This is a genomic window from Pseudomonas sp. BT-42-2, assembly GCF_025847435.2.
Lineage (GTDB): Bacteria > Pseudomonadota > Gammaproteobacteria > Pseudomonadales > Pseudomonadaceae > Aquipseudomonas > Aquipseudomonas urmiensis.
Genome location: NZ_JAOYTM010000007.1, coordinates 216,492 through 242,579, shown reverse-complemented (window position 1 = coordinate 242,579; position 26,088 = coordinate 216,492). Strand labels below are relative to the sequence as shown.

Annotated in this window: 27 protein-coding genes; 19 read left to right on the top strand and 8 right to left on the bottom strand. The window is 62.5% G+C overall.

Going from position 1 to position 26,088, the window contains the following annotated elements:
• Positions 1 to 10: 10 nt before the first annotated feature.
• On the top strand, positions 11 to 745 hold the full coding sequence (locus OIU19_RS07795) for a proteasome-type protease (RefSeq protein WP_264234542.1): 735 nt from the start codon (positions 11 to 13) through the stop codon (positions 743 to 745).
• 5 nt (positions 746 to 750) lie between these two features.
• On the opposite strand, the gene OIU19_RS07790 is transcribed toward OIU19_RS07795, so the two are convergent.
• Positions 751 to 1,662, bottom strand: a complete 912-nt coding sequence (locus tag OIU19_RS07790; RefSeq protein WP_186553349.1) for a LysR family transcriptional regulator — start codon at positions 1,660 to 1,662, stop codon at positions 751 to 753.
• 179 nt (positions 1,663 to 1,841) lie between these two features.
• Between OIU19_RS07790 and OIU19_RS07785 the strand changes: the two genes are divergently transcribed.
• The 3 genes from OIU19_RS07785 to OIU19_RS07775 are packed head-to-tail and all read left to right on the top strand — an operon-like array spanning position 1,842 to position 5,416.
• Positions 1,842 to 2,732 carry an NAD(P)-dependent oxidoreductase gene (locus tag OIU19_RS07785; protein WP_264234541.1) on the top strand — a complete coding sequence of 297 codons (891 nt, stop codon included), beginning with the start codon at positions 1,842 to 1,844 and terminating at the stop codon, positions 2,730 to 2,732.
• Between the two features lie 3 nt (positions 2,733 to 2,735).
• On the top strand, positions 2,736 to 4,253 hold the full coding sequence (locus OIU19_RS07780; RefSeq protein WP_264234540.1) for an aldehyde dehydrogenase family protein: 1,518 nt from the start codon (positions 2,736 to 2,738) through the stop codon (positions 4,251 to 4,253).
• 5 nt (positions 4,254 to 4,258) lie between these two features.
• Entirely contained in the window at positions 4,259 to 5,416 is a 1,158-nt protein-coding gene (locus tag OIU19_RS07775) for a M20 aminoacylase family protein (RefSeq protein WP_264234539.1), read from the top strand.
• Between the two features lie 664 nt (positions 5,417 to 6,080).
• Here the strand turns inward: OIU19_RS07775 and OIU19_RS07770 are convergent.
• Positions 6,081 to 7,409, bottom strand: coding sequence for a DUF3100 domain-containing protein (locus tag OIU19_RS07770; protein ID WP_264234538.1), 1,329 nt, complete (start codon positions 7,407 to 7,409; stop codon positions 6,081 to 6,083).
• A gap of 304 nt (positions 7,410 to 7,713) precedes the next feature.
• A complete protein-coding gene (locus OIU19_RS07765; protein ID WP_264234537.1) occupies positions 7,714 to 8,178 on the bottom strand; it encodes an Lrp/AsnC family transcriptional regulator in 465 nt (154 codons plus the stop codon).
• A 118-nt stretch (positions 8,179 to 8,296) separates the two neighbouring features.
• Here OIU19_RS07765 and OIU19_RS07760 point away from each other — a divergent pair, with 118 nt between their 5' ends.
• Together OIU19_RS07760 and OIU19_RS07755 are read left to right on the top strand one after the other, a co-directional pair.
• A complete protein-coding gene (locus OIU19_RS07760) occupies positions 8,297 to 9,016 on the top strand; it encodes an AzlC family ABC transporter permease (RefSeq protein WP_264234536.1) in 720 nt (239 codons plus the stop codon).
• Complete coding sequence (locus OIU19_RS07755; RefSeq protein ID WP_264234535.1) at positions 9,013 to 9,315, top strand: AzlD family protein; 303 nt, start codon at positions 9,013 to 9,015, stop codon at positions 9,313 to 9,315. Before OIU19_RS07760 ends, OIU19_RS07755 begins: the two co-directional genes overlap by 4 nt.
• Before the next feature lie 124 nt (positions 9,316 to 9,439).
• On the opposite strand, the gene OIU19_RS07750 is transcribed toward OIU19_RS07755, so the two are convergent.
• From OIU19_RS07750 to OIU19_RS07740, 3 genes are read right to left on the bottom strand one after another with little or no spacing between them, the layout of a single operon-like run.
• A complete protein-coding gene (locus OIU19_RS07750; protein ID WP_264234534.1) occupies positions 9,440 to 10,246 on the bottom strand; it encodes a DUF3618 domain-containing protein in 807 nt (268 codons plus the stop codon).
• A complete protein-coding gene (locus OIU19_RS07745; protein WP_264234533.1) occupies positions 10,243 to 10,671 on the bottom strand; it encodes a phage holin family protein in 429 nt (142 codons plus the stop codon). Before OIU19_RS07745 ends, OIU19_RS07750 begins: the two co-directional genes overlap by 4 nt.
• Entirely contained in the window at positions 10,671 to 11,270 is a 600-nt protein-coding gene (locus OIU19_RS07740) for a hypothetical protein (RefSeq protein ID WP_264234532.1), read from the bottom strand. The genes OIU19_RS07745 and OIU19_RS07740 overlap by 1 nt, the downstream gene beginning before the upstream one ends.
• Before the next feature lie 243 nt (positions 11,271 to 11,513).
• Between OIU19_RS07740 and OIU19_RS07735 the strand changes: the two genes are divergently transcribed.
• The 4 genes from OIU19_RS07735 to OIU19_RS07720 all read left to right on the top strand — a co-directional run bounded on the left by OIU19_RS07735 (position 11,514) and on the right by OIU19_RS07720 (position 13,567).
• The gene (locus OIU19_RS07735; RefSeq protein WP_264234531.1) at positions 11,514 to 12,017 is read left to right on the top strand and encodes a CinA family protein; all 504 of its coding nucleotides are present in this window, start codon (positions 11,514 to 11,516) and stop codon (positions 12,015 to 12,017) included.
• Positions 12,018 to 12,027: 10 nt separating this feature from the next.
• Positions 12,028 to 12,534 carry a hypothetical protein gene (locus OIU19_RS07730; protein WP_264234530.1) on the top strand — a complete coding sequence of 169 codons (507 nt, stop codon included), beginning with the start codon at positions 12,028 to 12,030 and terminating at the stop codon, positions 12,532 to 12,534.
• 9 nt (positions 12,535 to 12,543) lie between these two features.
• On the top strand, positions 12,544 to 12,987 hold the full coding sequence (locus OIU19_RS07725) for a DUF421 domain-containing protein (protein ID WP_264234529.1): 444 nt from the start codon (positions 12,544 to 12,546) through the stop codon (positions 12,985 to 12,987).
• 115 nt (positions 12,988 to 13,102) lie between these two features.
• The gene (locus tag OIU19_RS07720) at positions 13,103 to 13,567 is read left to right on the top strand and encodes a hemerythrin domain-containing protein (RefSeq protein ID WP_186553360.1); all 465 of its coding nucleotides are present in this window, start codon (positions 13,103 to 13,105) and stop codon (positions 13,565 to 13,567) included.
• Between the two features lie 131 nt (positions 13,568 to 13,698).
• Here the strand turns inward: OIU19_RS07720 and OIU19_RS07715 are convergent, their stop codons facing one another.
• Complete coding sequence (locus OIU19_RS07715) at positions 13,699 to 13,968, bottom strand: hypothetical protein (RefSeq protein ID WP_264234528.1); 270 nt, start codon at positions 13,966 to 13,968, stop codon at positions 13,699 to 13,701.
• 76 nt (positions 13,969 to 14,044) lie between these two features.
• Positions 14,045 to 14,284 carry a hypothetical protein gene (locus OIU19_RS07710; RefSeq protein WP_264234527.1) on the bottom strand — a complete coding sequence of 80 codons (240 nt, stop codon included), beginning with the start codon at positions 14,282 to 14,284 and terminating at the stop codon, positions 14,045 to 14,047.
• 374 nt (positions 14,285 to 14,658) lie between these two features.
• On the opposite strand from OIU19_RS07710, the gene OIU19_RS07705 reads away from it, so the two are divergent.
• From OIU19_RS07705 to OIU19_RS07665, 9 genes are all read left to right on the top strand, one after another.
• Positions 14,659 to 15,096: an acetyltransferase gene (locus tag OIU19_RS07705; protein ID WP_186553363.1), complete on the top strand. Its 438-nt coding sequence runs from the start codon at positions 14,659 to 14,661 to the stop codon at positions 15,094 to 15,096.
• A 216-nt stretch (positions 15,097 to 15,312) separates the two neighbouring features.
• A complete protein-coding gene (locus OIU19_RS07700; protein WP_264234526.1) occupies positions 15,313 to 16,539 on the top strand; it encodes an MFS transporter in 1,227 nt (408 codons plus the stop codon).
• A gap of 177 nt (positions 16,540 to 16,716) precedes the next feature.
• Complete coding sequence (locus OIU19_RS07695; RefSeq protein WP_264234525.1) at positions 16,717 to 18,204, top strand: anion permease; 1,488 nt, start codon at positions 16,717 to 16,719, stop codon at positions 18,202 to 18,204.
• Between the two features lie 98 nt (positions 18,205 to 18,302).
• Positions 18,303 to 19,313: an alcohol dehydrogenase AdhP gene (gene adhP / locus OIU19_RS07690; protein ID WP_264234524.1), complete on the top strand. Its 1,011-nt coding sequence runs from the start codon at positions 18,303 to 18,305 to the stop codon at positions 19,311 to 19,313.
• A 233-nt stretch (positions 19,314 to 19,546) separates the two neighbouring features.
• Positions 19,547 to 21,433 (top strand): penicillin-binding protein 2, encoded by a 1,887-nt coding sequence (gene mrdA, locus OIU19_RS07685; RefSeq protein ID WP_264234523.1) that lies wholly within the window; start codon positions 19,547 to 19,549, stop codon positions 21,431 to 21,433.
• A 352-nt stretch (positions 21,434 to 21,785) separates the two neighbouring features.
• A complete protein-coding gene (gene msuE, locus OIU19_RS07680; protein ID WP_264234522.1) occupies positions 21,786 to 22,346 on the top strand; it encodes an FMN reductase in 561 nt (186 codons plus the stop codon).
• A gap of 9 nt (positions 22,347 to 22,355) precedes the next feature.
• Positions 22,356 to 23,543: an acyl-CoA dehydrogenase family protein gene (locus tag OIU19_RS07675; RefSeq protein WP_264234521.1), complete on the top strand. Its 1,188-nt coding sequence runs from the start codon at positions 22,356 to 22,358 to the stop codon at positions 23,541 to 23,543.
• A 9-nt stretch (positions 23,544 to 23,552) separates the two neighbouring features.
• Complete coding sequence (locus OIU19_RS07670) at positions 23,553 to 24,662, top strand: sigma-54-dependent Fis family transcriptional regulator (RefSeq protein ID WP_186553370.1); 1,110 nt, start codon at positions 23,553 to 23,555, stop codon at positions 24,660 to 24,662.
• Between the two features lie 156 nt (positions 24,663 to 24,818).
• Entirely contained in the window at positions 24,819 to 25,874 is a 1,056-nt protein-coding gene (locus OIU19_RS07665; RefSeq protein ID WP_264234520.1) for a GlxA family transcriptional regulator, read from the top strand.
• Positions 25,875 to 26,088: the final 214 nt, after the last annotated feature.

Genomic DNA, 26,088 nt, shown 5'->3' with positions numbered 1-26,088 from the left:
AGGAAACAGCATGACGTACTGCGTCGCTATGCACTTGGCGGACGGGCTGGTCTTCATCAGCGACTCACGCACCAATGCAGGCATCGACCAGATCTCCACCTTCGGCAAACTGTTCGTGTTCAGCGTGCCGGGCGATCGGCTGATCGTGCTACAAACCGCTGGCAATCTGGCCACCTCGCAATCGGTGATCAACCTGCTCGAACAACGGACCCGCGGCACTGGCAGTCACCTGCTGAATGTCGCCACGCTCTACGACGCCACGGTGCTGGTCGCCGAAACCCTGCGCGAAGTGGTGATGCGCGATCGCAGCGTACTGACCGAGGAGATCGAGCTGAGCAGCTCGTTCATCGTCGGTGGGCAGATCGCAGGCGCGCCGATGGGCATCTATAACGTCTACGCGCAGGGCAATTTTTTCCAGGCCACGCCGGACACGCCGTTCCTGCAACTGGGCGAGAGCAAGTACGGCAGGCCGATTCTCGATCGAAACCTCAGCTATTGCACCCCTCTGGATGAGGCGCTTCGCTGCGGCCTGATCTCGTTCGACTCCACTATTCGCAGCAACCTCTCGGTGGGCATGCCACTGGATCTGCTGGTGTATCGCAAAGACCGCTTGCAGGCCATGGAGCGCTTGCGCATTACCAGCGATGACCCTTATTACCGGCAAATTCGCCAGCAATGGAGCGATGGCTTGAAACAGCTGCTAGCCGAGCTGCCCCCTCCGCCCCGCAACTACCTGGCAGAGTGATGCGTTCAAGGCTGCGCCTTGAACGCGGTCATGTCCTGCAAAAGCATGCTCAATAAACGACTGGCGCCGACGCTCAATTGCCGGCCCAGGCGGCTGATCAAGTGGGTTTCCGGGGAGCTGAACACTTCGCTTTGCAGCGCCAGGGCGACCAGGTGGCCGCTGCGAATCTCTTCTTCCATGACGAAAGTTGGCATCAAGGTCACCCCGCCGTACATCGAAAAGCGCTTGAGCATGGCGAAGGTGCCGCAGGTCAGCGTTGGCTTGAGGGTGATGCCCAGGCGATGCTCGGCCAGGGTGACGATCTGGCGAATGCCGTAGGACACCTCGGGTAGCGCCAAGCGGTAGTTGTCCAGCCCCTTGAGCGGCAGCGGCGCGGTTTCCTTGGCCAGCGGGTGATCGGGGCTGACGGCCACGCACACCGGTTGCTGGGTGTGGGCATGGGAGCGGATCTTCGGATCGCCTGGCGGGTTGAACACCAGGCCCAGATGCGCTTCGTCCTCGACCACCTGGCGAATCACTTCATTGGTGCCGCACACGTTCACCTGCAGGTCGATGCGCGGATACAGCTCGGAAAACCGGCTAAGCGGCGCCGCCAAGCCATCGATGAAGCCCTCGCCCGCCGCCAGCACCACAGAACCGCTCTGCAAGCCGCGCAGCGCCTGCAGCGAATCGAGCAACACTTCCTGCTGCGAGAGGCGCTGACGGTAGTAATGCAGCACCCGATCGCCAGCCTCGGTGGGCTTGACCCCACGCCGATGCCGCTCCAGCAGCGGGCTACCGAGTTCCTGTTCGAGCTGGGCGATCTGCCGGCTGACCGCCGACGGCGCCACGTCCAGGTAATCGGCGGCGGCGCGCACGCTACCCAGTTTAACGGCCTCGAAGAAGTAAAGAATGCGGCGATCCTGGACCACGCTCATAAGGCTCCTGTGTGTTGCGCTAAAGGCAACAGAAATTCATTTCACTGATTATTGCTGCGATCGCAGAGGGCTGTCCATACTCGACCCATCAGCCCAGGGCGACGTCGGCAGCGCTTGCACACCGGCCCGACGGGGTTGCTTCACCCAATGCGGGCACATATTCGAGGATGAGTATCTCCATGACGTTGAAAGTAGGTGTGATCGGGCTTGGCAACATGGGCCGCGGCATGGCCGCGACCCTGGCGGGGAAAGGCTTTGACGTGAGTGGTTTCGACCTGTCGGGCGCAGCCCTGGCCCAGGCGGAAAACCTCGGGGTGAAATCGGTCGGCGTATGCGCCGAGCTGATCCCTGCGGTCGATGTGCTGATCCTGTCGCTGCCTAAAGCGGAACACGTCGAAGCGGTGTGCCTGGGTTATGACGGCATCCTCGAGCTGGGCCGTGCCGGCCTGGTGGTGATCGACACCACCACTTCTACCCCCGAGACCAGCCGCAAGGTGGCCGCGGCCCTGCGCGAGAAGCGCATCGGTTTTATCGACGCACCGGTCTCCGGCGGCCCCAAAGGCGCTGCCACTGGCACCATGTCGATGGTGATCGGCGCCGAACCTGGCGACCTCGCCAAGGTCACGCCGGTGCTTGAAGCCATGAGTGGCACCCGCGTGCATATCGGCAGTGTCGGCGCTGGCAACGTTGCCAAGATCGCCAACAACATGCTCGCCGCCGCGCACCTGATCAGCACCGCCGAGGCCGTCAGCATGGCGGCCAAGGCCGGCGTCGATCCAGAGAAGCTGCTGCAAGGCCTGAACGCCGGTTCCGGCCGTAGCGGCGCCAGCCAGGTGATGTTCCCGACCTGGGTGCTGAACAAGGCCTATGACTCAGGCTTCACCATGGGCCTGATGCGCAAGGACGTCGGCTTGGCCTGCGACCTGACCGCCAGCCTGGACCTTGACCTGCCACTGTCGCGCCTGGTCGCGCAACTGTGGCAACAGAGCAGCCAGACCCTGCCTGATTCCGACGATTTCTGCTGCATCGTGCAGCGCACCGACAACGCTTTGTTTGGCCGTGGGGAATAACCGATGAGCACTGAAACAATCAGCCAACTGATGCGCCCCTTCTGGGGCGATCGGCAAGTGATCGCCAGCTACGTGGGCGGTGAGTTCATCGAAGGCCATGGCCAAGCGGTAGAGGTGCGCAACGCCCACGACGATAGCCTCATGCTGAGCTTCCCTGACGCCGACGAGGCATTGGTGGCGCAGGCGGACAGCGCCGCCAAGGCCGCCCAGCACCAATGGTGGGGCATGACCGGCCAGGCGCGCGGACGCGCCATGTACCAGATCGGCGCACTGATTCGCCAACACGCCGACAACCTGGCACAGATCGAATCGCTGACCGCCAACAAGCCGATTCGCGATGCCAAGGTCGAAGTGGCCAAGGTCGCCGAGATGTTCGAATACTACGCCGGCTGGGCCGACAAGCTGCATGGCGAAGTGATCCCGGTGCCGACCTCGCACCTCAACTACGTGACCTACGAACCACTGGGCACCGTGTTGCAGATCACCCCGTGGAACGCACCGATCTTCACCTGCGGATGGCAGATTGCCCCAGCCATTGCCGCCGGTAACGCAGTCATCCTCAAGCCATCGGAGCTGACCCCGCTGTCCTCGCTGGTGGTCGCAGTGCTGATCGAACGTGCTGGCGTGCCCAAGGGCCTGGTCAACGTGGTGGCCGGCTACGGCCACAGCATCGGCCAGCAATTGATCGCCAAGGCCGATATTCGCAAGGTGGTGTTCGTCGGCTCGCCGGCTACCGGCCGCCACATCGCCGTCGCGGCGGCGCAGCGCTGCATTCCTGCGGTACTGGAGTTGGGCGGCAAGTCGGCCAATATCGTCTTCGCCGACGCTGACCTTGAGGTCGCCCTGCGCGGCGCCCAGGCGGCGATCTTCTCCGGTGCCGGGCAAAGCTGCGTATCCGGGTCGCGGCTGCTGGTACAAGCGTCGATCTTCGACAAGTTCACCCAGGCCCTGGCCAAGGCGGCCCAGCAGTTCACGGTCGGCGACCCGAGCGACCCACACACCCAGATCGGCCCGATCAACAACGCCAAGCAGTACAGCCATGTAAAAAACATGGTCGAGCGTGCCTTGGCAGATGGCGCCCGCCTGGTTGGCGAAGGCGCCGAGCCGATCCCGGCCAAGCCTGGCTACTACATCAACCCGACCGTACTGGCGGGCAACAACGCGCTGTACTGCGCCCAGGAAGAAATCTTCGGCCCGGTGGTGGTTGCCATCCCGTTCGAAGACGAAGCCGATGCCATTCGCATCGCCAACGACAGCCGCTTCGGCCTGGCCGGTGGCGTCTGGACCCGCGACGTAGGCCGTGCCCACCGCGTGGCCAGACAGGTGCGCGCCGGTACCTTCTGGATCAACGGCTACAAGACCATCCATGTCAGCTCGCCCTTTGGCGGCTACGGTGAAAGCGGTTATGGCCGCTCTTCGGGCCTGGACGCGCTGCGCGAGTACAGCGAGGTGAAAAGCGTCTGGGTCGAAACCGCTGCGGTTCCCGCCGCAAGCTTTGGCTACGGCGCGAGCCTGGAGTAACTAACATGAGCATTTCAGCCAACTTGATCAAAGACGCCACCGGCTGGCGGCGTCAGTTCCACTCGGCGCCGGAGCTGGGCTTTCAGGAAGTGCAGACCAGCGACAAGGTCGCCGAGCTGTTGACCAGCTTCGGCATCGAAGTGCATCGCGGCCTGGGCGGTACCGGCGTGGTCGGTGCCCTGCGCAACGGCGAAGGCCCCAGTATCGGCATCCGCGCCGACATGGACGCGCTGCCGATCCAAGAGCTCGGCCAGTGCGGCCACAGCTCCAAGCACAAAGGGTGTATGCATGCCTGTGGCCACGATGGGCACACGGCGATCCTGCTGGCCACGGCACGCCACCTGAGCGAAACGCGCAACTTCAGCGGCACCGTGTATTTCGTGTTCCAGCCAGCTGAAGAAAACCTCGGGGGCGCGCAGAAGATGATCGAGGACGGCTTGTTCGAGCTGTTCCCGATGCAGTCGATCTACGGCCTGCACAACTGGCCAGGCGTCCCGGCCGGCAAGGTGCTGGTCAATCCGGGGCCGATGATGGCTTCGCTGGATACCTTCGAGATCACTCTGACCGGCAAAGGCTCCCACGCCGCCATGCCCGACCGCGGCTTTGACCCGATCGTCGCTGCTGCAGAGCTGATCCTGGGCTTGCAGACCATCACCTCGCGGCGCCTGTCGCCGCTGGACAGCGCGGTAATCAGCGTGACCCAGGTCAATGCTGGCGAAGCGATCAACGTCATCCCCGAGACTGCCACCCTGCGCGGCACCGTGCGCTGCCTACAAACGCCGGTGCGCGAGAAGGTACAGCAACTGATTGGCGAGTTCGTCGAGCAGATGCCGAGCGCCTTCGGCGTCCACGGCGCGCTGACCTACAATGTCGGCTACCCGGTGACTGAAAATCACGTGCAGCAGGCGCAGGTCATCAGCCAGGCCGCGCAGTTGGCGCTGGGGGAAGACAAGGTGCAGTTCGGCTGCCAACCGTCGATGGCTTCGGAAGACTTCGCCTTTATGCTCCAGGCGTGCCCGGGTGCCTATATCTGGATGGGCGTGGACGGCGAGCAGCCATCGGCGGCCCTGCATAACCCGTACTACGACTTCAACGACCAGGTCATCGAACCAGGCGTTGCCGTGTGGACCGCCCTGGTCGAACAGAACCTACCGGCTCTCTGAGCCTCCAGCATCAGGGCATGCTGCGCATGCCCTGATGACACCTTGCCTATCCCTCCTTGAACCAACCGAAATGGCTGCGTAGATGCCTGTGCTTTTCGCGGCGTCGGCTGGACCTGCGCGTCAGATCAAGAGCCAGCGAATCACCGAGATCTGGCGCTAGTCGAAGCCAACTTTTGACTTTCTATTTAGTGTTGCTTGACCCGGCCTCTTCGCGGGCAAGCCCGCTCCCACAGGAACCGCGCTGGCTTCGAGGTCAACGGGGTGCCTGTGGCAGCGGGCTTGCCCGCGAAGAGGCCGGTTTTGACACCACAAAACCTAGCGGTGAGCATCGTATGGAGAACGCTTCAGTGCAGGCAGGATTCCCACAGGTACCGCTCGCCCCTGAAAACGGCGCTATCCCCGTGGGAGCGGGCTTGCCCGCGAAGAGGCCAGAACATTCACCCTCACACTTTCAACAGAGAACACCAGCCCAGGCGCCGCCACCCACTGCGCGACTTCAGCAGGGAAAGCGTGGCAACCTTCAAACCATTACCACGCAACACTTCTGGCCGCAGACCTGGGCATTGGGCATCGCCAGCAATTGGCAAATGGCAGATAGCAAAACGGCCGACAGAAGTCGGCCGTTAAGGTAGCCCGCGCAAGTGGGCTAGCGGTTAATGCACTGTCAGTGGAAGAACTCAGCGATTAGCACCGCGCCAATGAAGGTGCCGAAGTTGGCCAGGAACGATACCAGCACGATGCGCCAGCCCAGCCGGCGGAACGCTGGCAGGTCCTTGGCAATCGACAGACCGGCGAACGTCAGCATCGGCGTGATCACCGCCAGCATGTTGATCGAGTTGGTCAGGCGGGTCACTTCAGCAGCCCATGGGCACAGCGGCGACGTCAGGAACATGGCAACCACCGAGACCGTGCACACTGCAGGAATTTTCCGCCCCAGCAGGCTGCACAGCATTTCACCGGCAAACACAGCGACGATCATGATCGCCATGCCGGCGAAAGCTTCTGGTGACAACACCTGATAGCCGACGTAGTTGGCCATCAGCGCCAGGGCACCTGCGGCAAACCAGGCGCTGACGCGACCGACCCAGCCCAGTTCGTGGCTTTCCAGCGACACGTCGCTGCTGCTTGGACCTTGGTCGATCACCGAGGCCTTGGTGGTGCGGCCGATCAGCGGCTCCAGCACACGGTAGCCCCACACCGCCAGCGGCAGCGAGATGAACAGGGTGAAGTAGGTGCCCAGGGTGGTGGTGATCAGGTTGGCAGCGGCGGCCAGGGCCATGACTTCCTTGGCCACTTCCGGCGTTTGCTGGGCGGCGATGGCACCTGCCGCGGCAGCCATCATGCTGCCCGAACCGATGCCCGAGCCCATGGCCAGCGAATTGGGGTGGAAGATCCCCAGGCTGGTGATGAAGCCGGCAACGATAGCGATGAACAGCGCGCCGAACAGGGTACCGGTGAGGTACTCGGCCAGCACGCCACGGCCCTCTGGGGAGTCCATGCCGTAGCGCTCGCCGATGATGGCCAAGCTTGGCTCGCGGCCGACCGAGAAGGTCGCGCCCACTGCTTCACGCTTGATCCCCAGCAGCAACGCTACCGGCAACCCGAGAATCACCGTGCCGACGAAGTGGCCGAATTCCTGAAACACCAGCGCCCAGCCCGAGGCGAACACCACCGGCAGCGAACCGCCGACGACCAGGCCAAGTTTGGCGATGAACACCAGCAGTGCAGGTTGCAAAATGGAGGCAGCGCGCACTTGCGCACCGGTGTCGACGCCGATGGTGCCTGGCATGCGGCGGCTCATTATGCCGATACCGGCGCCGATCAGCAGCGCCCAGACCATCGGCAGCAACACCACTTTGCCTGGCCCCAGGGGAATACTGATAGCGCCGATCAGTTCGGCCGCGATCAAGATGATCGCTGCCCAGATGTACAGCTTGACCGTGGCGGAAGTCGCGCTGTTTTCGCGCATGGCGAGTGTGTCGGTGTGTTGCATGTGAGTCCCCTTGCCTGCTGAGCCCCGGCGACGGCGGCCCAATAGTTGTGTTGTTGTCAGGGAGCACCTTTCGGTACCCAGGGCAGATCGCAAATCCATGGCAGGCATGGAGGTTGGTTGCTGACGAGCACTTTGTTTTTATCCGACTGTCCGCAGCGATCCCCAGTAAACCCGGGGGCCGCACCGCTGCGAGCGGTACGCAGCCAGTATGGCCAGCAGGTGAACCCACTCCAATATTCTGAAATGCATTTGTTGTTGCCTAAATCAGAACACACAACACTCGTTTATCGCAGGGCAGCTTCCTTCACACCGGCAACTCGGTGGTCAGCTTGATCTTCTCCATGGGCACCTCGGTCTTGACGTTCTGCACCACGCTCAAGCTGGTCAGGTGGGCGATCTGGAACCTGCGATAGGCCTCTAGATCCGCCGCCACTACCCGCAGCAGCAGATCGCAGTCACCGGCCATTACATGGCACTCGACCACTTCCGGCAGTTGCCGCACGGCGTCGACGAACTCATCAGTCGTCTCCTGATCCTGGCGCTTGAGCCAGACGCGCACGAACAAGGTCAGGCCCAGCGCCACCTTGGCCGGGTCCACCAGCGCCACATAACGCTCGATAACGCCCGCTTCTTCCAACAAACGCACCCGCCGCAGGCACGGCGAGGCGGAGAGGCCGACTTGTTTGGCCAGTTCCTGGTTTTGCAACCTGCCGTCGCGTTGCAGCGCGCGCAGGATGCGTCGATCGATGGCGTCGAGCTTGATTGGCATAGAAAACCCATGAGTGCAATTTAGTGGTAGCAGCTGCCAAATACTCACGCCCGAGGCGCTACTACGCAACCCGATTTCAGCGATTCATTGGAATAATTTTCCTCCCTTGGAGGTGACCATGAATACCCTTGAATCCGTACTGAACGATCCCCCCGCAAGCACGCCGCACAGCGAACTGCGCCGTGGTGCGCTGGCTGCCCTGCCCGTCCTGCTGGGTTTCATACCCCTGGCGCTGGTGCTCGGCGCGCAAGCTTCGCAGCATCAGCTCAAGGCCGGCGAAGTGGCGCTGATGACCGGGCTCAATTTCGCCGGTGGCTCGCAGTTCGCCGCCATTGAGCTGTGGACGTCGCCGCCAGCGCTGCTGGTGATTGTCGCCATGACCCTGCTGGTCAACAGCCGTCACCTGCTGATGGGTGCGACCTTGGCGCCACACCTGCGTCACCTGCCCCTGAAGAAGGCGCTCGGCGCGCTGTTCTTCATGTGCGACGAGAGCTGGGCAGTGGGTTTGGCCGACGCCCGCCAGCGTGGCGGCTTCAGCCTGCCTTACTTCATGGGCATGTCGCTGTGCCTGTGGACCCCCTGGATCAGTTTCAGCACCCTCGGCGTACTGCTCGGGCCGCTGCTGGGTGACCTGCACAGCTACGGTTTGGACATGGCCTTCGCGGCGATCTTCCTGGTGCTGCTCAAGGGGATGTGGAAAGGCGTACATGCCGCCCTGCCCTGGTTGTTCAGCCTGATCACTGCGGCGCTGTTCTACCTGATGATTCCCGGCGGCTGGTATGTGCTCGCGGGCACCCTGGCGGGTTTGCTCTGCGCCTACTTGTGGGCCAAGCCATGATCGATATAACCCCCTTGGTGACCATCCTGGGTATGGCCGTGGCGAGCTACCTGACCCGCGCAATGGGCCTTGCGCTATTGCGCAAGCGCACCTTGGGGCCGCAACTGAGCCAGGTGCTCAACGCCGCACCCGGCTGCGTGCTGATCGCCGTGATCGCGCCCAAGTTCGTCTCTGGCCACCCAGCGGATCTGATTGCCCTGGCCCTCACCGGCTATGCCGCTTCACGGTATTCGATCCTGCCGGTGGTGCTGTTTGCCATCGTCGTGACCGCTGCGTTGCGGGCGGCGCTGCCTAGCTGAGCAGGTGCGTTGGCTCGCCTGCCGAAACAACCAGGGGATACACCTCTGGTCAGCGCAACCGAGGCGGCTGCAGCGCCCCGAGCCGTTGCGCACAGTTTGCTCTGCGGCAGCTAGATGTGAAACCTCATGACGGGAAGCCCAAGCCTGAGGAAAGGTCGCTCTCCCCTGTTCTGGGCGTTGCAGTGGGTACGTCTTTGGCAGTGGCTTCTCTGACGGTCTCCTGGACAGCCTCCTTGGCTTGAGCACCCTTGGTCTTCAAAGTCTCGGTTAAGCGGTCACTGCTGGCGCCAAATAACTGATCCTCTTTGTGCGTGCCGGGTAACGCCGCTCCCAAGGCTGCTCCCAGCGCGATCCCTAGCGCGGCCAGGACCAACGGCTGTTCCTTGAGCAGATGATCGAATTGCCCCTTCAAGGCCGTGGCCTGGTCGCCGAGCTGATGTGCGCTACCGCGCAGAAAGTCTGCCGAATCCTGCATCGAGTCGCGCGCGTCTTGGCCCAGTTCGCCGACCCGGTCGCGCAGATCATGGGCCTTGCTGCGCATGTTGTGGTTGGCATCGTGCAAGGCCTCGCCTGCGTGAGCAAAGGCACCTTTTACACTGTCGACCGCCTCGCCGAGCTTTTCACCCAATCCCGCTCCGCTCTGCGCAGGGCCGGGGTTGAACGGGCGATTCTGATTGAGGCCTAGCCAGGCCAGCCCTAAGACCGTAAGGGCGGTGGGCACCGGGTTGTTCTTCAGCGTGGTGCCCAGGTTATGGAAAAATTCCCCGCCATTGCCCTTGCTGTAGGCAAGCAGCTGATCCATCAGTTGCCCGGGGCTCAGACGCTGCTCCAAGGCATCGACCAGATCGCTGATGTGCTCGCGCTTGGCATTGATTTCCTGCTCGAGCACGTCAGGGTCTTTTTGCGTGTCCTGTTCGAATGAGCTATTCATGGCAGTTTCCTCTTCAACGCATCCTTGTCCTGCTGCATGGCATGCAGCGTGCGATCAGGTGTCAGCTGCGAGGGCTCGAACTGTTTCTTGCCCGATTGCAGCATGATGAAGCCGATAATCACGGTCACGGCGCCGACGATAAGCGCCGCCAGCCAAGGCTCTACCACCATGGCCAGGGCATACACTGCCGCCAGTAGCAGGATGATCAGCCCTGCCAATAACACCATTGCACCTGCAGCGACCGCCGCAGTGCCGGCCTTCAAGGTACTGAGGTTGTGCTGCAACTCCGCCTTGGCCAGGGCCAGCTCCTTGCTGAACAGCTCGGGGACTTCGCGCATCAGCTGGCGCAGCAGGCCACCTACGCCGACCGGATCGTCAGCGGGTGTGTGCAACCCTGGGGTCGCCTGTAGAGGGTCCTTGTTCATCATTCACCTCCTTTGAGCGGATCACGCTCCAGTGGCCCGCCGCTCACCGGCGTACCGGCGCCCATGCCGACCGGGTCGACCGGCGTATAGGGTTTGTGGGTAGACACATCGCTGGCGCGGTCCGGGTGCGCAGCCGTGCTTTGATAGGGCTCGCTGGCACCATAGGCTGGAGTCGGCGCAGGGTTGGTTGTAGCAGGGTTGGCGCTGGCCCGGAGAAACCGCGACAAGGCAAAGCCGATCGCCACACTACCGGCGAGAAACAGCGCCGGATTATCCCGCGCCAACCGAGACCCTCGATGGAGCAGGTCTTCGGCGCTCTCATGACGGATTTGTTCGGCGAAACTGCCAATGCACTCGGCGGCCTGACCCAAGTACTGGGACAGCCCCAGGCTATCGCCGCCTTGCAACGCCGACGCTGCCGAGCGTGCACCTTGCTTGAGCGAGTCGAGCTGGTCAGCGGCGGTGTCGCGGTAATGCTCGAACTGCTCATTGCCTTGAGTCTTCGCCTCATTGAGCAGGGCCCCTGCTTCATCGGTAATGGCGTGCAGGTGATCCTGGGTGCTGCTCGGCGGTGACGCCGAGCCTTGATCGCGTTCCATGGTCATGTCCCTCGCAAATGATCAGCCGGCGGCTGCCGGATGAAGTGCCTTCAATCGGGGGACGCAGCGCTGGCTCATAGAGTTCAGTCAGAGTGATCGGTAACCCTTAGCCTCAGCGCTAAGGGCTTGCGCGGGGTTTACTGGGGAGCAATGCACTAGCTAGATACGCGGTTACCGTCAATTGGCGTGAACCAAAGCAGGGCGGCTAACGTCCACCGCTAAACAACCCGGCGAGCACCTCAGATGCCTAAAGACACCGTCGTGGCTGCACTCGACTACCTCAGGCATAACGCACTGCTATTGACCACGGCCGAATCCTGTACGGCCGGTTTCATGGTGGCCCTGCTGGCCGAGATTCCTGGGACTGGCGAAGTGCTCGAGAGTGGCTATGTGGTGTATTCGCCCAGCGCCAAGCAACGCCTGCTCGGGGTCAACCCACAAACCATCGAGCGCTACGGACTGACCAGCGAAGCCGTTGCTTGGGAGATGGCAATCGGTGCCTTGAAAGACAGCACTGCCAATGTCGCTATCGCCACCACAGGGGTAGCCGGCCCCGAGCCTGAAGCCGGCGTAGCGCCGGGTACGCTATGTTTCGCTTGGGCATTTGCCGGTGAACCGTTCGCGGTGTTCACCCGCACCCAGCGTTTTTTCGGTGAACGTGCCGAGGTGATGCACCAGGGGGCGGTGTTTGGCCTTACCCGCCTGGCTCACTATCACCAACGCTGGCTGCGCGGCGAGCGCGCGTGAGGGCGTGGCAATGGACAACGATGAGCTGAGTTCCAGGCACCATCCGGTTGAAGAAAACATGCGCATGCAGCAGCGCGTCTGGCGTTTCGAACGGCTCGGCTGGTACGCGCTGGTGGTGATCGTTTCGCTGGGTTTGGCGGGTCTGTTCGGTAACGGCCCGCTCAGCGATGGGCGATCGATCAGTGCTGACGGTCGGGTCCAGGTCGACTACCAGCGCATCAGCCGCAGCGGCACGCAAGACAACCTTCGCATCAGCATACGCGGCACGCCGGGAACACCGGTGACGGTCGAGCTCGACGGGGGATTTTTCAGGCACGTCAGCATCCAGACGCTGCAACCTGAGCCCCAGGTCTCGCGCTCACGCGGGCAAGCGTTGTTGTTCGAGCTGGGTACCAGCGCAGATGGCGTGGCCACCTTGTACCTGACACTGCATAGCGAGTCTGTGGGGAGACTGAAGGGTGTTGTCAGATCGGGCCCCGGCAGCGCGGCTGCTTTTTCCACGTTTTTCTTTCCTTAGGAGCGCTGCATGGACTCGATCCTTCGAGCCGCGGGCATGTACGTGGCCTTGATGTTGCTGTTTCGGGTAGCGGGCAGACGTTCTTTGTCGGACCTGACGACCTTCGACTTCGTCCTGCTGCTGATCATCGGCGAGGCAACGCAACAGGCGCTGCTGGGCGATGACTTCTCGTTCATCAACGCAATGCTGGTGATCGCCACCTTGATCGTGCTGGATGTGGGTCTGTCATTGGCCAAGCTCAACTCCCGTCCGCTGGCAAGACTACTGGACGGGCATGCGACCTTGGTGGTCGAGCACGGACGTTTTCTTCACCAGCGAATGCGGCGGGCGCGACTGACCGAGGACGATATTCTTGAATCGGCGCGTGATAGCCAGGGCCTGGAGAGGGTCGAGCAGATCAAATTTGCCGTTGTCGAGCGCAACGGCAAGATTTCGATTATCCCGCAGGAGTAGGTTGGCTGTGGTTGGCCGCCGACAATGCCAACCGTCAATGCTATTGAACGCTGTTGCTCAGCGCGTACTCCACCGCAGGTAATGCCTATTATCCCGCCTGCAATGAGGTCTTCGAATGAACGCTATCGAATTGCTGACGCAAGATCACAAGCTCGTGAAAAAGCTCCTGGAGGAGCTATCCACCACCACTGAACGCGCGGTCAAGAAACGCGGCGAACTGCTCCAACGCATCGAGCAGGAGCTGCAGATCCATACCGCGCTTGAAGAGCAGATTCTTTATCCGGCCATCAAGCAAGCTGGCGGCAGAGAAGAAGAGAAGCTGTACTACGAGGCCAAGGAAGAACACCGCACCGTCGATTCACTGGTACTCCCCGACCTGCTTCACACCGCCACCGACACCGTCGAATTTGCTGGCCGGGTGAAGGTCATGAAGGAGCTGCTGGAGCACCACATCGAGGAAGAAGAGAGCGAGCTGTTCCCAACGGCGAAAAAGCTACTGGGCAAAGATGCATTGGAGAGCATGGGCCAGGCGATGCTGGCGCAGAAAAAATTGCTCAAGAACGAGCAACGTGCCGCTTGAGCGACGGCTTTAAGGTTGTGCGTGCGACTGATGCATAGGCGCACGCCCACCCTGCGCTTGACCCACGCACTCTCGGCAGTTCGCGGTTCACAAGCGCTGCAGCAGCGGGTTTGCGCTACGCGTGCTGCCTGTCAGCCATGCCGTCCTGCGTTTGGCCAATAATCCGCTCCGGCGATGGCAAGCAGGTAGTGTTGATCGGCCTCGATGCGCAAGTCGCGCCACTCTTGCCAACTCACCAGCCCGCATCGATCCATTTCGTCCGCGTGCCTGAGCAGTTGGTCGTGGTAGTCGTTCGGACACTCCATGCGCAGCTGCAAGTCCTCGAGCATTTGATACCAGGCAGCCAGCGCACGCAGTCGTGACTCGTCGTGTGCTGCGAATGATGCGCAGAAGACCTTCATTTGGACAGACCCTCAGAGTCAGTACATGCACTGTAGGCTGCGGGGCAGGTGAGCCGCACTCGCCTGCATCCCCTTCTCAAGGCCGGTTTTTCTTCTCTGCTTCAGCCAGGCGCCGCTCGATTTCAAGCGTCTGCTGCTGTTGCTGCTTGATCGAAGTCGGCGTGATCACCTTGTCTACCGCTTCGGTATCTGGATCTGGCTGTTCCAGCACCGGATCGGGCGAAGGCTCGCCCTTTTGCGCCTGGTCTGAAGATATCGGCCGAGGCACTTTGTCTGCCAATTCACGATCAGCCAGCTTGGGATCAGTGTGCTTCATGGCGGTTGTCCTTCAATGGGGTGTGTTATTCAGCAGAGCCCAACAGCATGGAAAAGTTTGATTCAATTGCATCAGGTCCAGTAGCGTTCTGAGGTTTAAGCCCTTCACCGCGATCTGTCAGTGCCCGCTCCCGTGCTCGATAGTCGGCGCCAGGAGCGGTGCGCTGGCATTGAACTGGGCCAGCGCATCGCCGCAGCACCTTGACGCCCCAACAAGCACTTAGTAAATTCACCACCCCCTTCTTTTTCGGCCACCTCTTCAGTGCACCGCCCAGGCGTTAATTCGCGAAGCGGGCATACACGATGCCGAGTCCCCCACGGTCGCCAGGCACTGGCGCACCACGCTTCCGACATCCAGTGAATGAGGATGATTGCATGATCATTCGTCAGGCTAATGCTGCGGACCATCCGCTGCTGCTTAGCATTTGGCTGCGCGCCGTTCGCGCAACCCACCCTTTTTTGCAAGCGTCCGACATAGACGCCCTGCTCCCACAGCTACGCGATATCTACTTACCGGCAGTCGAACTGTGGGTTGCGGTTGATAGCGAAGATTCGCCACAGGGCTTCATTGGGCTCAACCAAGACCACGTGGAAATGCTCTTCATCGATCCGCATCTGCACGGTCAAGGCACTGGCCGTGCCCTGCTCGATTTTGTGCGCGAGTCGCGCAAAACACTGAGCGTCGATGTCAACGAGCAAAATCCGCAGGCAGTGGGTTTTTATCTGCATTACGGCTTCGTTCAGACTGGTCGCTCCCCCCTCGATGGTGAAGGGCGGCCGTTCCCGTTGCTGCACATGAAGCTGCCCGGTTGACGTCGTGACGGCCACTCGCCCCTCGCGTTGCGCGTACAAGCGACTCCTGAACACACGCCTGCGGGCGCTCTGCGCGGGGCGGTTCATCGATTGCGCTGATTATTACTATCGAGCCGCCTGCCTAATCGGCTGACAAGCCCGGCTCCTATAATCGCCGTCAATTTTCTGCGTTTTCTCGCCTGCTGCAGGCGACCTTGCACCTTGGAACTCTACACAATGCCAAGCGTCAACCAGGCCTCTGAAGGCCTTCTCGAACATAATCAACAGAGCGTCAGCCAGCAGTGGCTGGCGATTCTCTCGGTCGCGGTGGGCGCCTTTGCCCTGGTCACCAGCGAGTTTCTCCCGGTGGGGGTGCTCAACGATGTCGCCAGCGACCTGGGCATCAGCGCCGGCCAAGCCGGCCTGATGGTTACCCTGCCCGGCATCATGGCCGCCCTCGCCGCGCCCTTGCTGTCGGTGGGCATTGGCGCGTTGGATCGGCGCTACCTGCTGATCGGCCTGACGCTGATCATGATCATCGCCAACGCGGTCGTGGCCTACGCCAGCGACTTCAGCCTGCTGCTGTTTGGCCGGGTACTACTGGGCATCAGCATCGGCGGTTTCTGGGCAACGGCAATTGCCCTTAGCGGCCGTTTGGCGCCCAAGGGGGTCGGCGTAGCCCAGGCCACTTCGATCATCATGGTCGGGGTGACCTTGGCCACCGTGCTGGGTGTGCCGGTGGGCACCTGGCTCAGTGGCTTGATGGGCTGGCGCATGACCTTCCTGGTCACCGCGTTGGTCGGCATACCGGTGCTGTTGGCGCAGATCTTCCTGCTGCCGCGGCTCAACCCCGACAAAGCGATTCGCATCAGTGACCTGCCAGCATTGTTCATCAACCCACAAGCGCGGGTTGGCTTGATCGCGGTGCTGCTGATTGGCCTGGCGCACTTTGCCGCGTACACCTATGTCGCGCCATTCTTCAAACAAAATGCAGGCTTCGATGGGCCGACCATTGGCTCGCTGTTGTTGCTGTATGGCGTGGCCGGGGTGCTGGGCAATATCTTCGCCGGATTTGCCGCTAACCGTAGCGTGCGCCACACCTTGTTGCTGGTCGCGTTGATGATTGGCGTAAGCACCGCGCTGTTCCCCTATTTCGCGACCGGCATGACTGGCGCTGCGATGCTCATCGCTTTGTGGGGCTTCGCCTTCGGCGCGTTCCCGGCCTGCGCCAGCATCTGGATGTTCGTCGTAGCGCCCAAGGACGTCGAACGCGGCATGCCGCTGTTCGTAGCCATGTTCCAGGTGATTATCGCGCTGGGCTCGTTCTTCGGCGGACAGATCGTCGACCAGCTGGGCAGCTCGGTGCTGTTGAGTCTGGCCACGGCGCTGGTCGGCTGCGGGTTTGTCACGGTGCTGGTGCTGGGGCGCAAGGTCAGTAACAGTCTGGCGGCGCAGCCCTGCTAGCAGCGACACCTCACTAGGCTGCTGCGGCCCAATTCGCGGGACAGGTCGCAGCGGCTCCTCGGGCGCTGGCTTGCGCGTCGCGCTGACCACTCAGCCAACCCATGACCTGAAGCAGCTTTACCGCGCGCAACCCGCGCTATGCTGGCTAGCACCTTTATTGCAGTCAGTGAGCGAACCATGACGGACCATGCCTCACAGCAGCCCTCGCCTGCTGCTGTGCGCTTTCCACCCGGGCTGATCATCGCCTGCCTGGCGTTGGCTGGGGTCTTATTCCTGCCGTTTCCCGACACCTTGCCTGTAGCAGGCCAGCGCATGCTGGCGATCCTGGTATTTGCCGTGATCGTGTGGATCACCGAGGCGGTTTCCTACGAAGCCAGCGCGATCATGATCACCTCGCTGATGGCCATGCTGCTGGGCACCGCGCCGACCCTGGCCGACCCTTCGGTCAGCTACGGCTCTTCAGCAGGCGTGTCGATGGCGTTGTCAGGCTTTGCCAACCCGGCGTTGGCGCTGGTGGTCGGCGCATTGTTCATCGCCGCGGCGATGACCCATACCGGGCTGGACAAGCGCATCGCCCTGGTCACCCTGACCAAGGTCGGAGCCAGCACCCGACGGGTATTGCTCGGGGCGATGATCGTTATCGTCCTGCTCAGCCTGGTGGTGCCCAGCGCAACGGCGCGCAGTGCCTGCGTGGTGCCGATCATGATGGGGGTGATCGCCGCATTCGGAGTGCCGGCGCGCTCCAATATCGCTGCAGGAATCATGATCATCGTCGCCCAGGGCACCAGCATCTGGAACGTCGGTATCCAGACCGCAGCGGCGCAGAACCTGCTGACCATCGGCTTCATGGACAAGATGCTGGGCGAGCGGGTGTCGTGGCTCGACTGGCTGATCGCCGGCGCGCCTTGGGCGCTGATCATGTCGGTGGTGCTGATCGTGCTGGTATTGAAGCTGCTGCCGCCGGAAAGCGACAGCGTGCCCGGCGGCATGGCCGGGGTCAGCCAGAGCCTGGCCCAACTGGGGCCGATGAGCGCCGCGCAAAAGCGCCTGGGTGTGGTCTCGCTGCTATTGCTGTTGGCCTGGGCCACTGAAGGCCGCCTGCACCCGTTCGATACCACGACCACCACCTACGCCGGACTGGTGGTGCTGTTGCTGCCACGCTTTGGCGTGATGACCTGGAAGGATGTGCAAGCGCGCATCCCGTGGGGCACGGTGATCGTGTTCGGCGTCGGCATCAGCCTGGGTACCACCTTGCTCACCACCCAGGCCGGGCAGTGGCTGGGCGCGCAAGTGGTGCAGCACACAGGCCTGGATCAGCTCAGCTCGCTGGGCGTGCTGGCGGTGCTCGGCGCGTTTTTGATCGTCATCCACCTGGGGTTCGCCAGCGCCACCGCGCTGACCTCGGCGCTGCTGCCGATCTTGATCGCCGTGCTGCAAACCCTGCCGGGCGACTTCAGCCGCATCGGCATGACCATGTTGCTCGGCTTTGTGGTCAGCTTTGGCTTCATCTTGCCGATCAACGCCCCGCAGAACATGGTCTGCCTGGGCACCGACACGTTCACCCCGCGCCAGTTTGCCCGGGTCGGCCTGTGGGTCACGGCGATCGGCTATGCGCTGCTGCTGGTGTTCGCCAGCACCTACTGGTCTTGGCTTGGCTGGATGTAAACCCGAGCAGGGTCATGCGCGCAGCCGACGCTTCACGCGTATTGGCTATGCTGACCCTGCAATAACTCAAGCTCACTCAGCATTACACGGAGGCATGTATGAAAGCTGCTGTTGTTGCCCAAGGGCGTCGCGTCGAGGTCGTGGACAAAACCCTGCGCCCGCTCAAACACGGTGAAGCGCTGCTGAAAATGCAGTGCTGCGGCGTTTGCCACACCGACCTGCACGTCAAGAACGGCGATTTCGGTGACAAGACCGGGGTGATCCTCGGCCATGAAGGCATCGGTATCGTTCAGGAAGTGGGCCCCGGCGTGACCTCGCTCAAGCCAGGCGACCGCGCCAGCGTGGCCTGGTTCTTCCAAGGCTGCGGCCACTGCGAGTACTGCAATAGCGGTAACGAGACGCTGTGCCGCGAGGTGAAGAACTCCGGCTATACCGTCGACGGGGGGATGGCCGAGTCGTGCATCGTGGTCGCCGATTACTCGGTCAAAGTCCCGGATGGGCTCGACTCTGCCGCCGCCAGCAGCATCACTTGCGCAGGTGTCACCACCTACAAGGCGGTGAAGATCTCCAACATCCGCCCCGGTCAATGGATCGCCATCTACGGCCTCGGCGGGCTGGGTAACCTGGCCCTGCAGTACGCCAAGAACGTGTTCAACGCCAAGGTCATCGCCATCGATGTCAACGATGAGCAACTGCGCTTTGCCAGCGAGATGGGCGCGGATCTGGTGATCAACTCACGGAGCGAGGATGCCGCGAAAATCATCCAGGAGAAGACCGGCGGCGCCCACGCTGCGGTGGTCACGGCGGTGGCCAAAGCGGCGTTCAACTCGGCGGTCGATGCCCTGCGTGCCGGTGGCCGGCTGGTCGCGGTAGGCTTGCCGCCAGAAGCCATGAGCCTGGACATTCCACGGCTGGTGCTCGATGGCATCGAAGTGGTCGGCTCGTTGGTTGGCACCCGGCAAGACTTGCACGAGGCGTTCGAGTTCGCCGCGCAAGGCAAGGTCGTGCCCAAGGTGACCCTGCGCCCGGTCGAAGACATCAATCAGATTTTCGACGAGATGCAAGAAGGCAAGATCAAAGGCCGCATGGTGATCGACTTCAGTCGCTGAGCATGCCCTCACCTCGGCATGAGTCAGCCAGCCTATGCCGAGGTATCGCTCGCTGCCTTACATGAACGAATCTTCATGTGTCCGGTAAAGCTACTGATAGCGGGCCGGACAGGCCAAACCTGCGCCGCGCCAGGCGGCGTGCGCCTTGAGCCTGGCGTATCGGTTGCGTAGCATCGCCGCCCCGGTCAACGTACCTGCCCTTGTTGTGGCGGTACTCAACCTCAAGAGCGCGCATGCCCCAACCCATCCCCCTCAAAGACCACGACAAAGAAAAACACCTGGTCAACCGGCGGTTGCTGGTCTGTGCCGGGCTGACCCTGGGCCTGGTGGCAGTGCTGGTCGGGCGGCTGTACGTGCTGCAAGTCCTGCAACACGACCAGCAGAGCGCGGTATCGGAAAACAACCGCGTGCACGTGCTGCCCATCGCGCCTGAACGCGGGCTGATCTACGACCGCAATGGCGTGGTGCTGGCCGACAACAAACCCAGCTTCAACCTGACCATGACCCGCGAACGCGCCGGTGATTCGGCCAAGGTGCTCGATGCCCTGGCGCAGATACTCGGGTTGGGCGAGGATGATCGTGTCCAGTTCGACAAGGACCTGCGCCGTGGCCGCAAGCCGTTCGAGCCGGTGACGTTGATGGTCGGGCTGTCCGAGGAGCAGATCGCGCTGATCGCCGTCAATCAGTTCCGCTTGCCGGGGCTGGAGGTCCAAGCGCAGTTCATTCGCGAGTACCCGCTAAATGAGCACTTTGCCCACTCGGTCGGCTATGTCGGGCGGATCAACGAGAAGGAAGCCAAGAGCCTCGACGCCACCGAGTATCGCGGCACCCAGTCGATCGGCAAGACCGGTATCGAGCGCTTCTACGAGCGCGAACTGCACGGCCAGGTCGGCTACGAGGAAGTCGAGACCAACGCCCAGGGCCGGGTCATGCGCGTACTGCGTCACCAGGACCCGACCCCCGGCAAGGACATCATCCTGACCCTCGACGCGCACTTGCAGCAGGCCGCTGAAAAGGCCCTGGGCGACCGACGCGGGTCAGTGGTAGCGCTCGACCCTGCCAGCGGCGATGTGCTGGCGATGGTCAGCAAGCCAAGCTTTGATCCCAACCTGTTCGTCAAAGGCATCAGCTTCAAGCAGTACGCGGCCCTGCGCGACTCGATCGACCGCCCGCTGTTCAACCGGGTGCTGCGCGGGCTGTATGCGCCAGGCTCGACGGTCAAGCCAGAGGTGGCCATCGCAGGCCTGGACAGCGGCGTCATCACCCCGGCCAGCCGGGTGTTCGACCCCGGCTACTACGAGCTGCCCAACTATGCGCACAAGTACCGCAATTGGAACCGCAGCGGCGATGGCTGGGTGGATATGTACAGCGCGATCATGCGCTCCAACGACACCTACTTCTACGACCTGGCGCACAAACTGGGCATCGATCGCCTGCACGACTACATGGCCGAATTTGGCCTGGGCCAGAAGGTCTCGCTGGACATGTTCGAAGAGGCCGCAGGCTTGATGCCTTCAGCCCAGTGGAAACGTGCCACCCGCCGTCAGGCCTGGTTCCCGGGCGAAACGCTGATCCTTGGCATTGGCCAGGGCTACATGCAGGTCACCCCGTTGCAGTTGGCCCAGGCCACCAGCCTGCTGGCCAGCAAGGGTGTGTGGCACCGGCCGCACCTGGCCATGACCGTCGCCGGTGAGCAGCCGGTCGATCCGCATCCGATGCCGGATATCGTCTTGCACGACAAGCGCGCCTGGGATCAGGTCAGCCAAGGCATGCAGATGGTCATGCACGACCCACGCGGTATTGCCCGGGCATCTGCCGCCGGCGCGCAGTACCGGATTGCCGGCAAGAGCGGTACTGCACAGGTTGTCGCAATCCGCCAGGGTGAACGCTACAACCGCAACAAGACCCTGGAGCGCCATCGCGATAACGCGCTGTTCGTGGGTTTTGCCCCGGCTGATCATCCCTCGATCGTGGTGGCGGTGATGATCGAGAACGGTGAGGCCGGCGGCCGAGTTGCCGGGCCTGTTGTGCGCGAGGTGATGGATGCCTATCTGCTCGATGAGCAGGGGCATCTGAAGGCGCAGTATGCCGGTGGCGATCATACCTCGCCGCATAGCTGAAGACCTGGGTCGTCTATGCCGGACGGTCACTTGCCGTGGGAGCGGGCTTGCCCCGCGAAGAGGCCGGTACATCTCAGCGCAAAATACCTTACTATCAAAGTGTATAAACGAATAAGAATATGACTTCTTATTCTTTTTTATCCTGACGCAAATCCTCTATAACTCTCTCCACTGCACAGCCGCCAACACCAGGCCAACTGTTCGCAGCGCAACAGTTGATCAACATCCAGGCCCACAAGGCAACACCGGCTGCACAATGAAACGGTGCAACCTGTTGATCTATATGGACATTTAAAATAGGCACGACGATTGCTCAAGCAAAGTCCCGCTCAACCTGACCTGGAGACTTGCCATGAGCACCCCGCTGAACGTCGTCGCTTTGTCCGGTGGCACCAGCCGCCCCTCGCGCACCTTGGCCCTGACCGAGGCCATCCTCGCTGAACTGAGCCAGCACCTGCACATCAAGGCGCAGCTAATCGAACTGGGCGATATCGCCCGCTCACTGGGCGCGGCGTTGTGGCGCAGCGAGCTGCCCGAGAGCGTCGAACAACAACTGCGCCTGGTGGAAAAGGCCGACCTGCTGGTGGTGACCACGCCGGTCTATCGCGGCAGCTTCCCTGGCCACTTCAAGCACCTGTTCGACTTGATCGGCCAGGATGCGCTGGTCGACACGCCGGTGCTGCTGGCAGCCACCGGCGGCAGCGAACGCCATGCGCTGGTCCTCGATCATCAGCTGCGGCCACTGTTCAGCTTCCTGCAAGCGCTGACCTTGCCCATCGGCGTATACGCCAGCCAGAACGAGCTGGCCGACTACCGGGTGACCAGCGAAGCTTTGGCTGCGCGCATCCGACTGGCCGCCGAGCGCGCCGTGCCGTTGTTCGCGGCTCACCATGCGCTGCGCAAAAGCGCCTGAGGAGCGGCCATGAATGCACCCGTGAAACCTGCCCTACGCCCTGCCCTGGCCATCGCCCAAGAACTGGCCGGGCAGTTTGCCCAGACCGCCGTCGAGCGTGACGAGCGCGGCGGCACGCCCAAAGCCGAGCGCGATGCCCTGCGCAGCAGCGGCCTGTTGTCGCTGGCCATCCCGAGCGCCTACGGCGGCCAAGGGGCCAACTGGCGCGACACCTTTGAAGTGGTACGCGAGTTTGCCCGCGTCGACAGCTCGATCGCCCACGTGTTTGGCTTTCATCACCTGATGCTGGCCACCGTGCGGCTGTTCTCCCGCCCTGATCAGTGGCAACCGTGGTTCGAACAGACCGCGCGCAAGCACTGGTTCTGGGGCAACGCACTGAACCCGTTGGATACCCGCACCCAGGTCAAGCACTTCGACGGCTGGTGTGAGTTTTCCGGGCAGAAGAGCTTTTGCTCAGGGGCCAGCGACTCGGAAATGCTCATCGCCTCGGCGGTGGACGAGCGTGCGGGCGGCAAGCTGCTGATTGCCGCGATCCCCAGCGGGCGCACCGGCATCACCCTGCACAATGACTGGAACAATATCGGCCAGCGCCAGACCGACAGCGGCAGCGCCACGTTCGAGCGTGTGCGCGTCGAGCATGACGAACTGCTGCTCGACCCCGGCCCGCTGAGCACGCCATTCGCAGCCTTGCGGCCACTGATCGCCCAGTTGCATTTTGCCAACCTGTTCCTCGGCATCGCCGAGGGCGCCTTCGCCGAAGCACGCCAGTACAGCCTCAAGGAGAGCCGGCCGTGGTTCCGCTCCGAGGCCACCAGCAGCAGCGAAGACCCATATATCCTGCGCCACTACGGCGAGTTCTGGGTCGGTCTGGAAAGCGTGCGCCTGTTGATCGAGCGCGCCGCCGAACAGCTCGACCGCGCCTGGGCCAAGGAGCATGCCCTGACTGCCGAGGAGCGCGGTGACCTGGCGCTGGCCATCGGCACCGCCAAGGTCGCGGCCACCCGCCATGGCCTGGATATCTGCAACCGCCTGTTCGAAGTCACCGGAGCCCGCGCGACCCATGCCTCGCTGCGCTTCGACCGCCATTGGCGCAACCTGAGGACGCAAACCTTGCACGACCCTGTGGACTATCGCATCCACGAGCTCGGCGAGTGGGCCCTCAACGGCAAGCGTCCCGTCCCGTCTTTCTATTCTTAAGGCACGCTCATGCAATTGCTGACCCTCCCCCCGTCACCGTCATTGGCTACCTCGATCAGGGCGACCGCACAGGTCTTCGAAGACCCCAGGTCGCAGGCGCTGCTCGCCCACTTGCAACAGGTCGCCCCCAGTGAGGCCAGCGTCCTGATCATCGGCGAGACCGGCACGGGCAAGGAGCTGGTCGCACGCCATATCCACAACCTCAGTGGCCGGCGCAACGGGCCGTTCGTCGCGGTCAACTGCGGCGCGTTCTCCGAATCGCTGGTGGAAGCGGAGCTGTTCGGCCACGACAAGGGCGCCTTCACAGGCGCCTTGGCAGCGAAGGCTGGCTGGTTCGAGGAAGCCAACGGCGGCACGCTGTTTCTCGATGAGATCGGCGACCTGCCGCTGCCGATCCAGGTCAAGTTGCTGCGCGTGCTACAGGAGCGGGAAGTCGTGCGCCTGGGCTCGCGCAAAAGTATCCCGATCAACGTGCGAGTGCTGGCAGCGACCAACGTACAACTGGAAAAGGCCATCAACGCCGGGCACTTTCGCGAAGACCTGTATTACCGCCTGAACGTGGTGACCTTGTCGCTGCATCCACTGCGCGAGCGGCCGGGCGACATCCTGCCATTGGCGCGGCACTTCATCCGCAGCTACAGCGAACGCCTGAGCTATGGCCAGGTGGAGCTCAGCCCGCGCGCCCAGGCCAAGCTGGTCGAATACAGCTGGCCGGGCAATATTCGCGAGCTGGAAAACGTCATTCACCACAGCCTGCTGACCTGCGGCAATGGCGAGATCCAGGCGCAAGACCTGCGTCTGTCGAACCTGCGCCTGGAACGACAGGACGAGAGCACCGCGCGCGCATCCAGCGGCGATGCGGTCGAAGATCTGTTGCAGCTGGCCTTCAGTCGACTCTACGAAGAGCAGCCAGGCGAGCTTTACGAGAAAGTCGAGAACGCCCTACTGCGCTCGGCCTATCGCTTCTGCCATTACAACCAGGTGCACACCGCGCAGTTGCTCGGCTTATCACGCAATGTCACCCGCACCCGGCTGATCGCCATTGGCGAGTTGGTGGTCAACAAACGCCGCAATCAGGAGCAACCGCTGGATAACCGCCTGGTGCGTTTGTCGATCTGACCGCTAGGCCAGCGACTGGACACGTTGCACCCTCACCGCGCTAGGCGAAGCGCCTGCTGTTAGCGCTGGTGCAACACGCGATAAGCGCAAGGCCCGACAGCCCGAGCCTGGAGTAACATACGCACTCACCCTGATACCCGCTCCGGACACCTGAGCATGACCCACGCAGCCAACGTTCCCGACACTGTCGCCACGTCCGTGAGCCAACCACGCCTGGTGCTGTTTCTGGCCTATGCGCACATGGGCCTGCTCGACCTGACCGGCGCACAAACGGTGTTCTGGGCCGCCAACAAGGCCTGCGCCGAACGTGGCCTGGCCGGTTATCGGGTGTGTACGGCCAGCGTGCCGGGTGGATTGATCGCAACCGCCGAAGGTCTGCGGGTGCACACCGAGACCCTTGAACCACTACTGCTCGAACAGATCGACACCCTGGTGGTGCCCGGTGCGCCGGAGATCGTGCGCACCCTGCCTGAGCACGTCGAACTGGTCAGTTGGCTGCGTCAGGTCGCCGCCAAGGCGCGGCGCACCGCCTCGGTGTGCAGCGGCACCTTCCTGCTGGCGGCCGCCGGCCTGCTCGACGGACGCCGGGCCGCCACCCATTGGGCCATGTGCGATGCCCTGCGCCAGCGCTTTCCTGCCATCGAGGTGGATGCCGAGGCGATCTTCGTGCAGCAAGAGCAGGTCTGGACCTCGGCCGGGGTTAGCGCCGGCATCGACTTGGCGTTGGCCCTGGTCGAGGCTGATTGCGGCCGTGAGGTGGCGATGCAGGTGGCCCGCGAGCTGGTGGTTTTCCTCAAGCGCCCTGGCGGCCAGGCGCAGTTCAGCGAGTTGCTCAAGGCCCAGGGCGAGCACAGCGCCGCCTTCGATGAACTGCACCTGTGGCTCAATGAGCATTTGCACGATCCACAGCTGAGTGTCGAGCGCCTGGCTGGGCAAGCGTGCATGAGCCTGCGTAACTTCACGCGGGTGTACAAACAAAAAACCGGACGCACTCCGGCCAAGGCCATTGAAGTGTTTCGTCTGGAAGCGGCCCGGCGCCTGCTGGAAAACACTGACCTGCAGATCGAGCAAATCGCCCGTCAGTGCGGGTTCGGCAGCGAAGAACGCCTGCGCCTGGCGTTCCAGCGCCACTTGGCAGTGACCCCACGCGACTACCGCGCACGTTTCGCCCGCAGCGTGCCCCTGGCCGAAATCCAGGGTTCTTTGGCCTAGGGCCAAACGCCCTGCGCGCCTAGCATCCAGCGCAACAAACTCAACACCTGCGTGGGCTGCTGCGTTTGTCGGAGCACGGCACGCACTTGCCAGGAGGGCCTATGATTTCCATCGGCCAGCCAACTGGAAAGGCGCCCCCTCTGCGTTTCGAGCGAGCTTTATGCGCGCCGTTCACGTGCCGTGCCCGCACTGATAATTCCAATAATCACCTGGA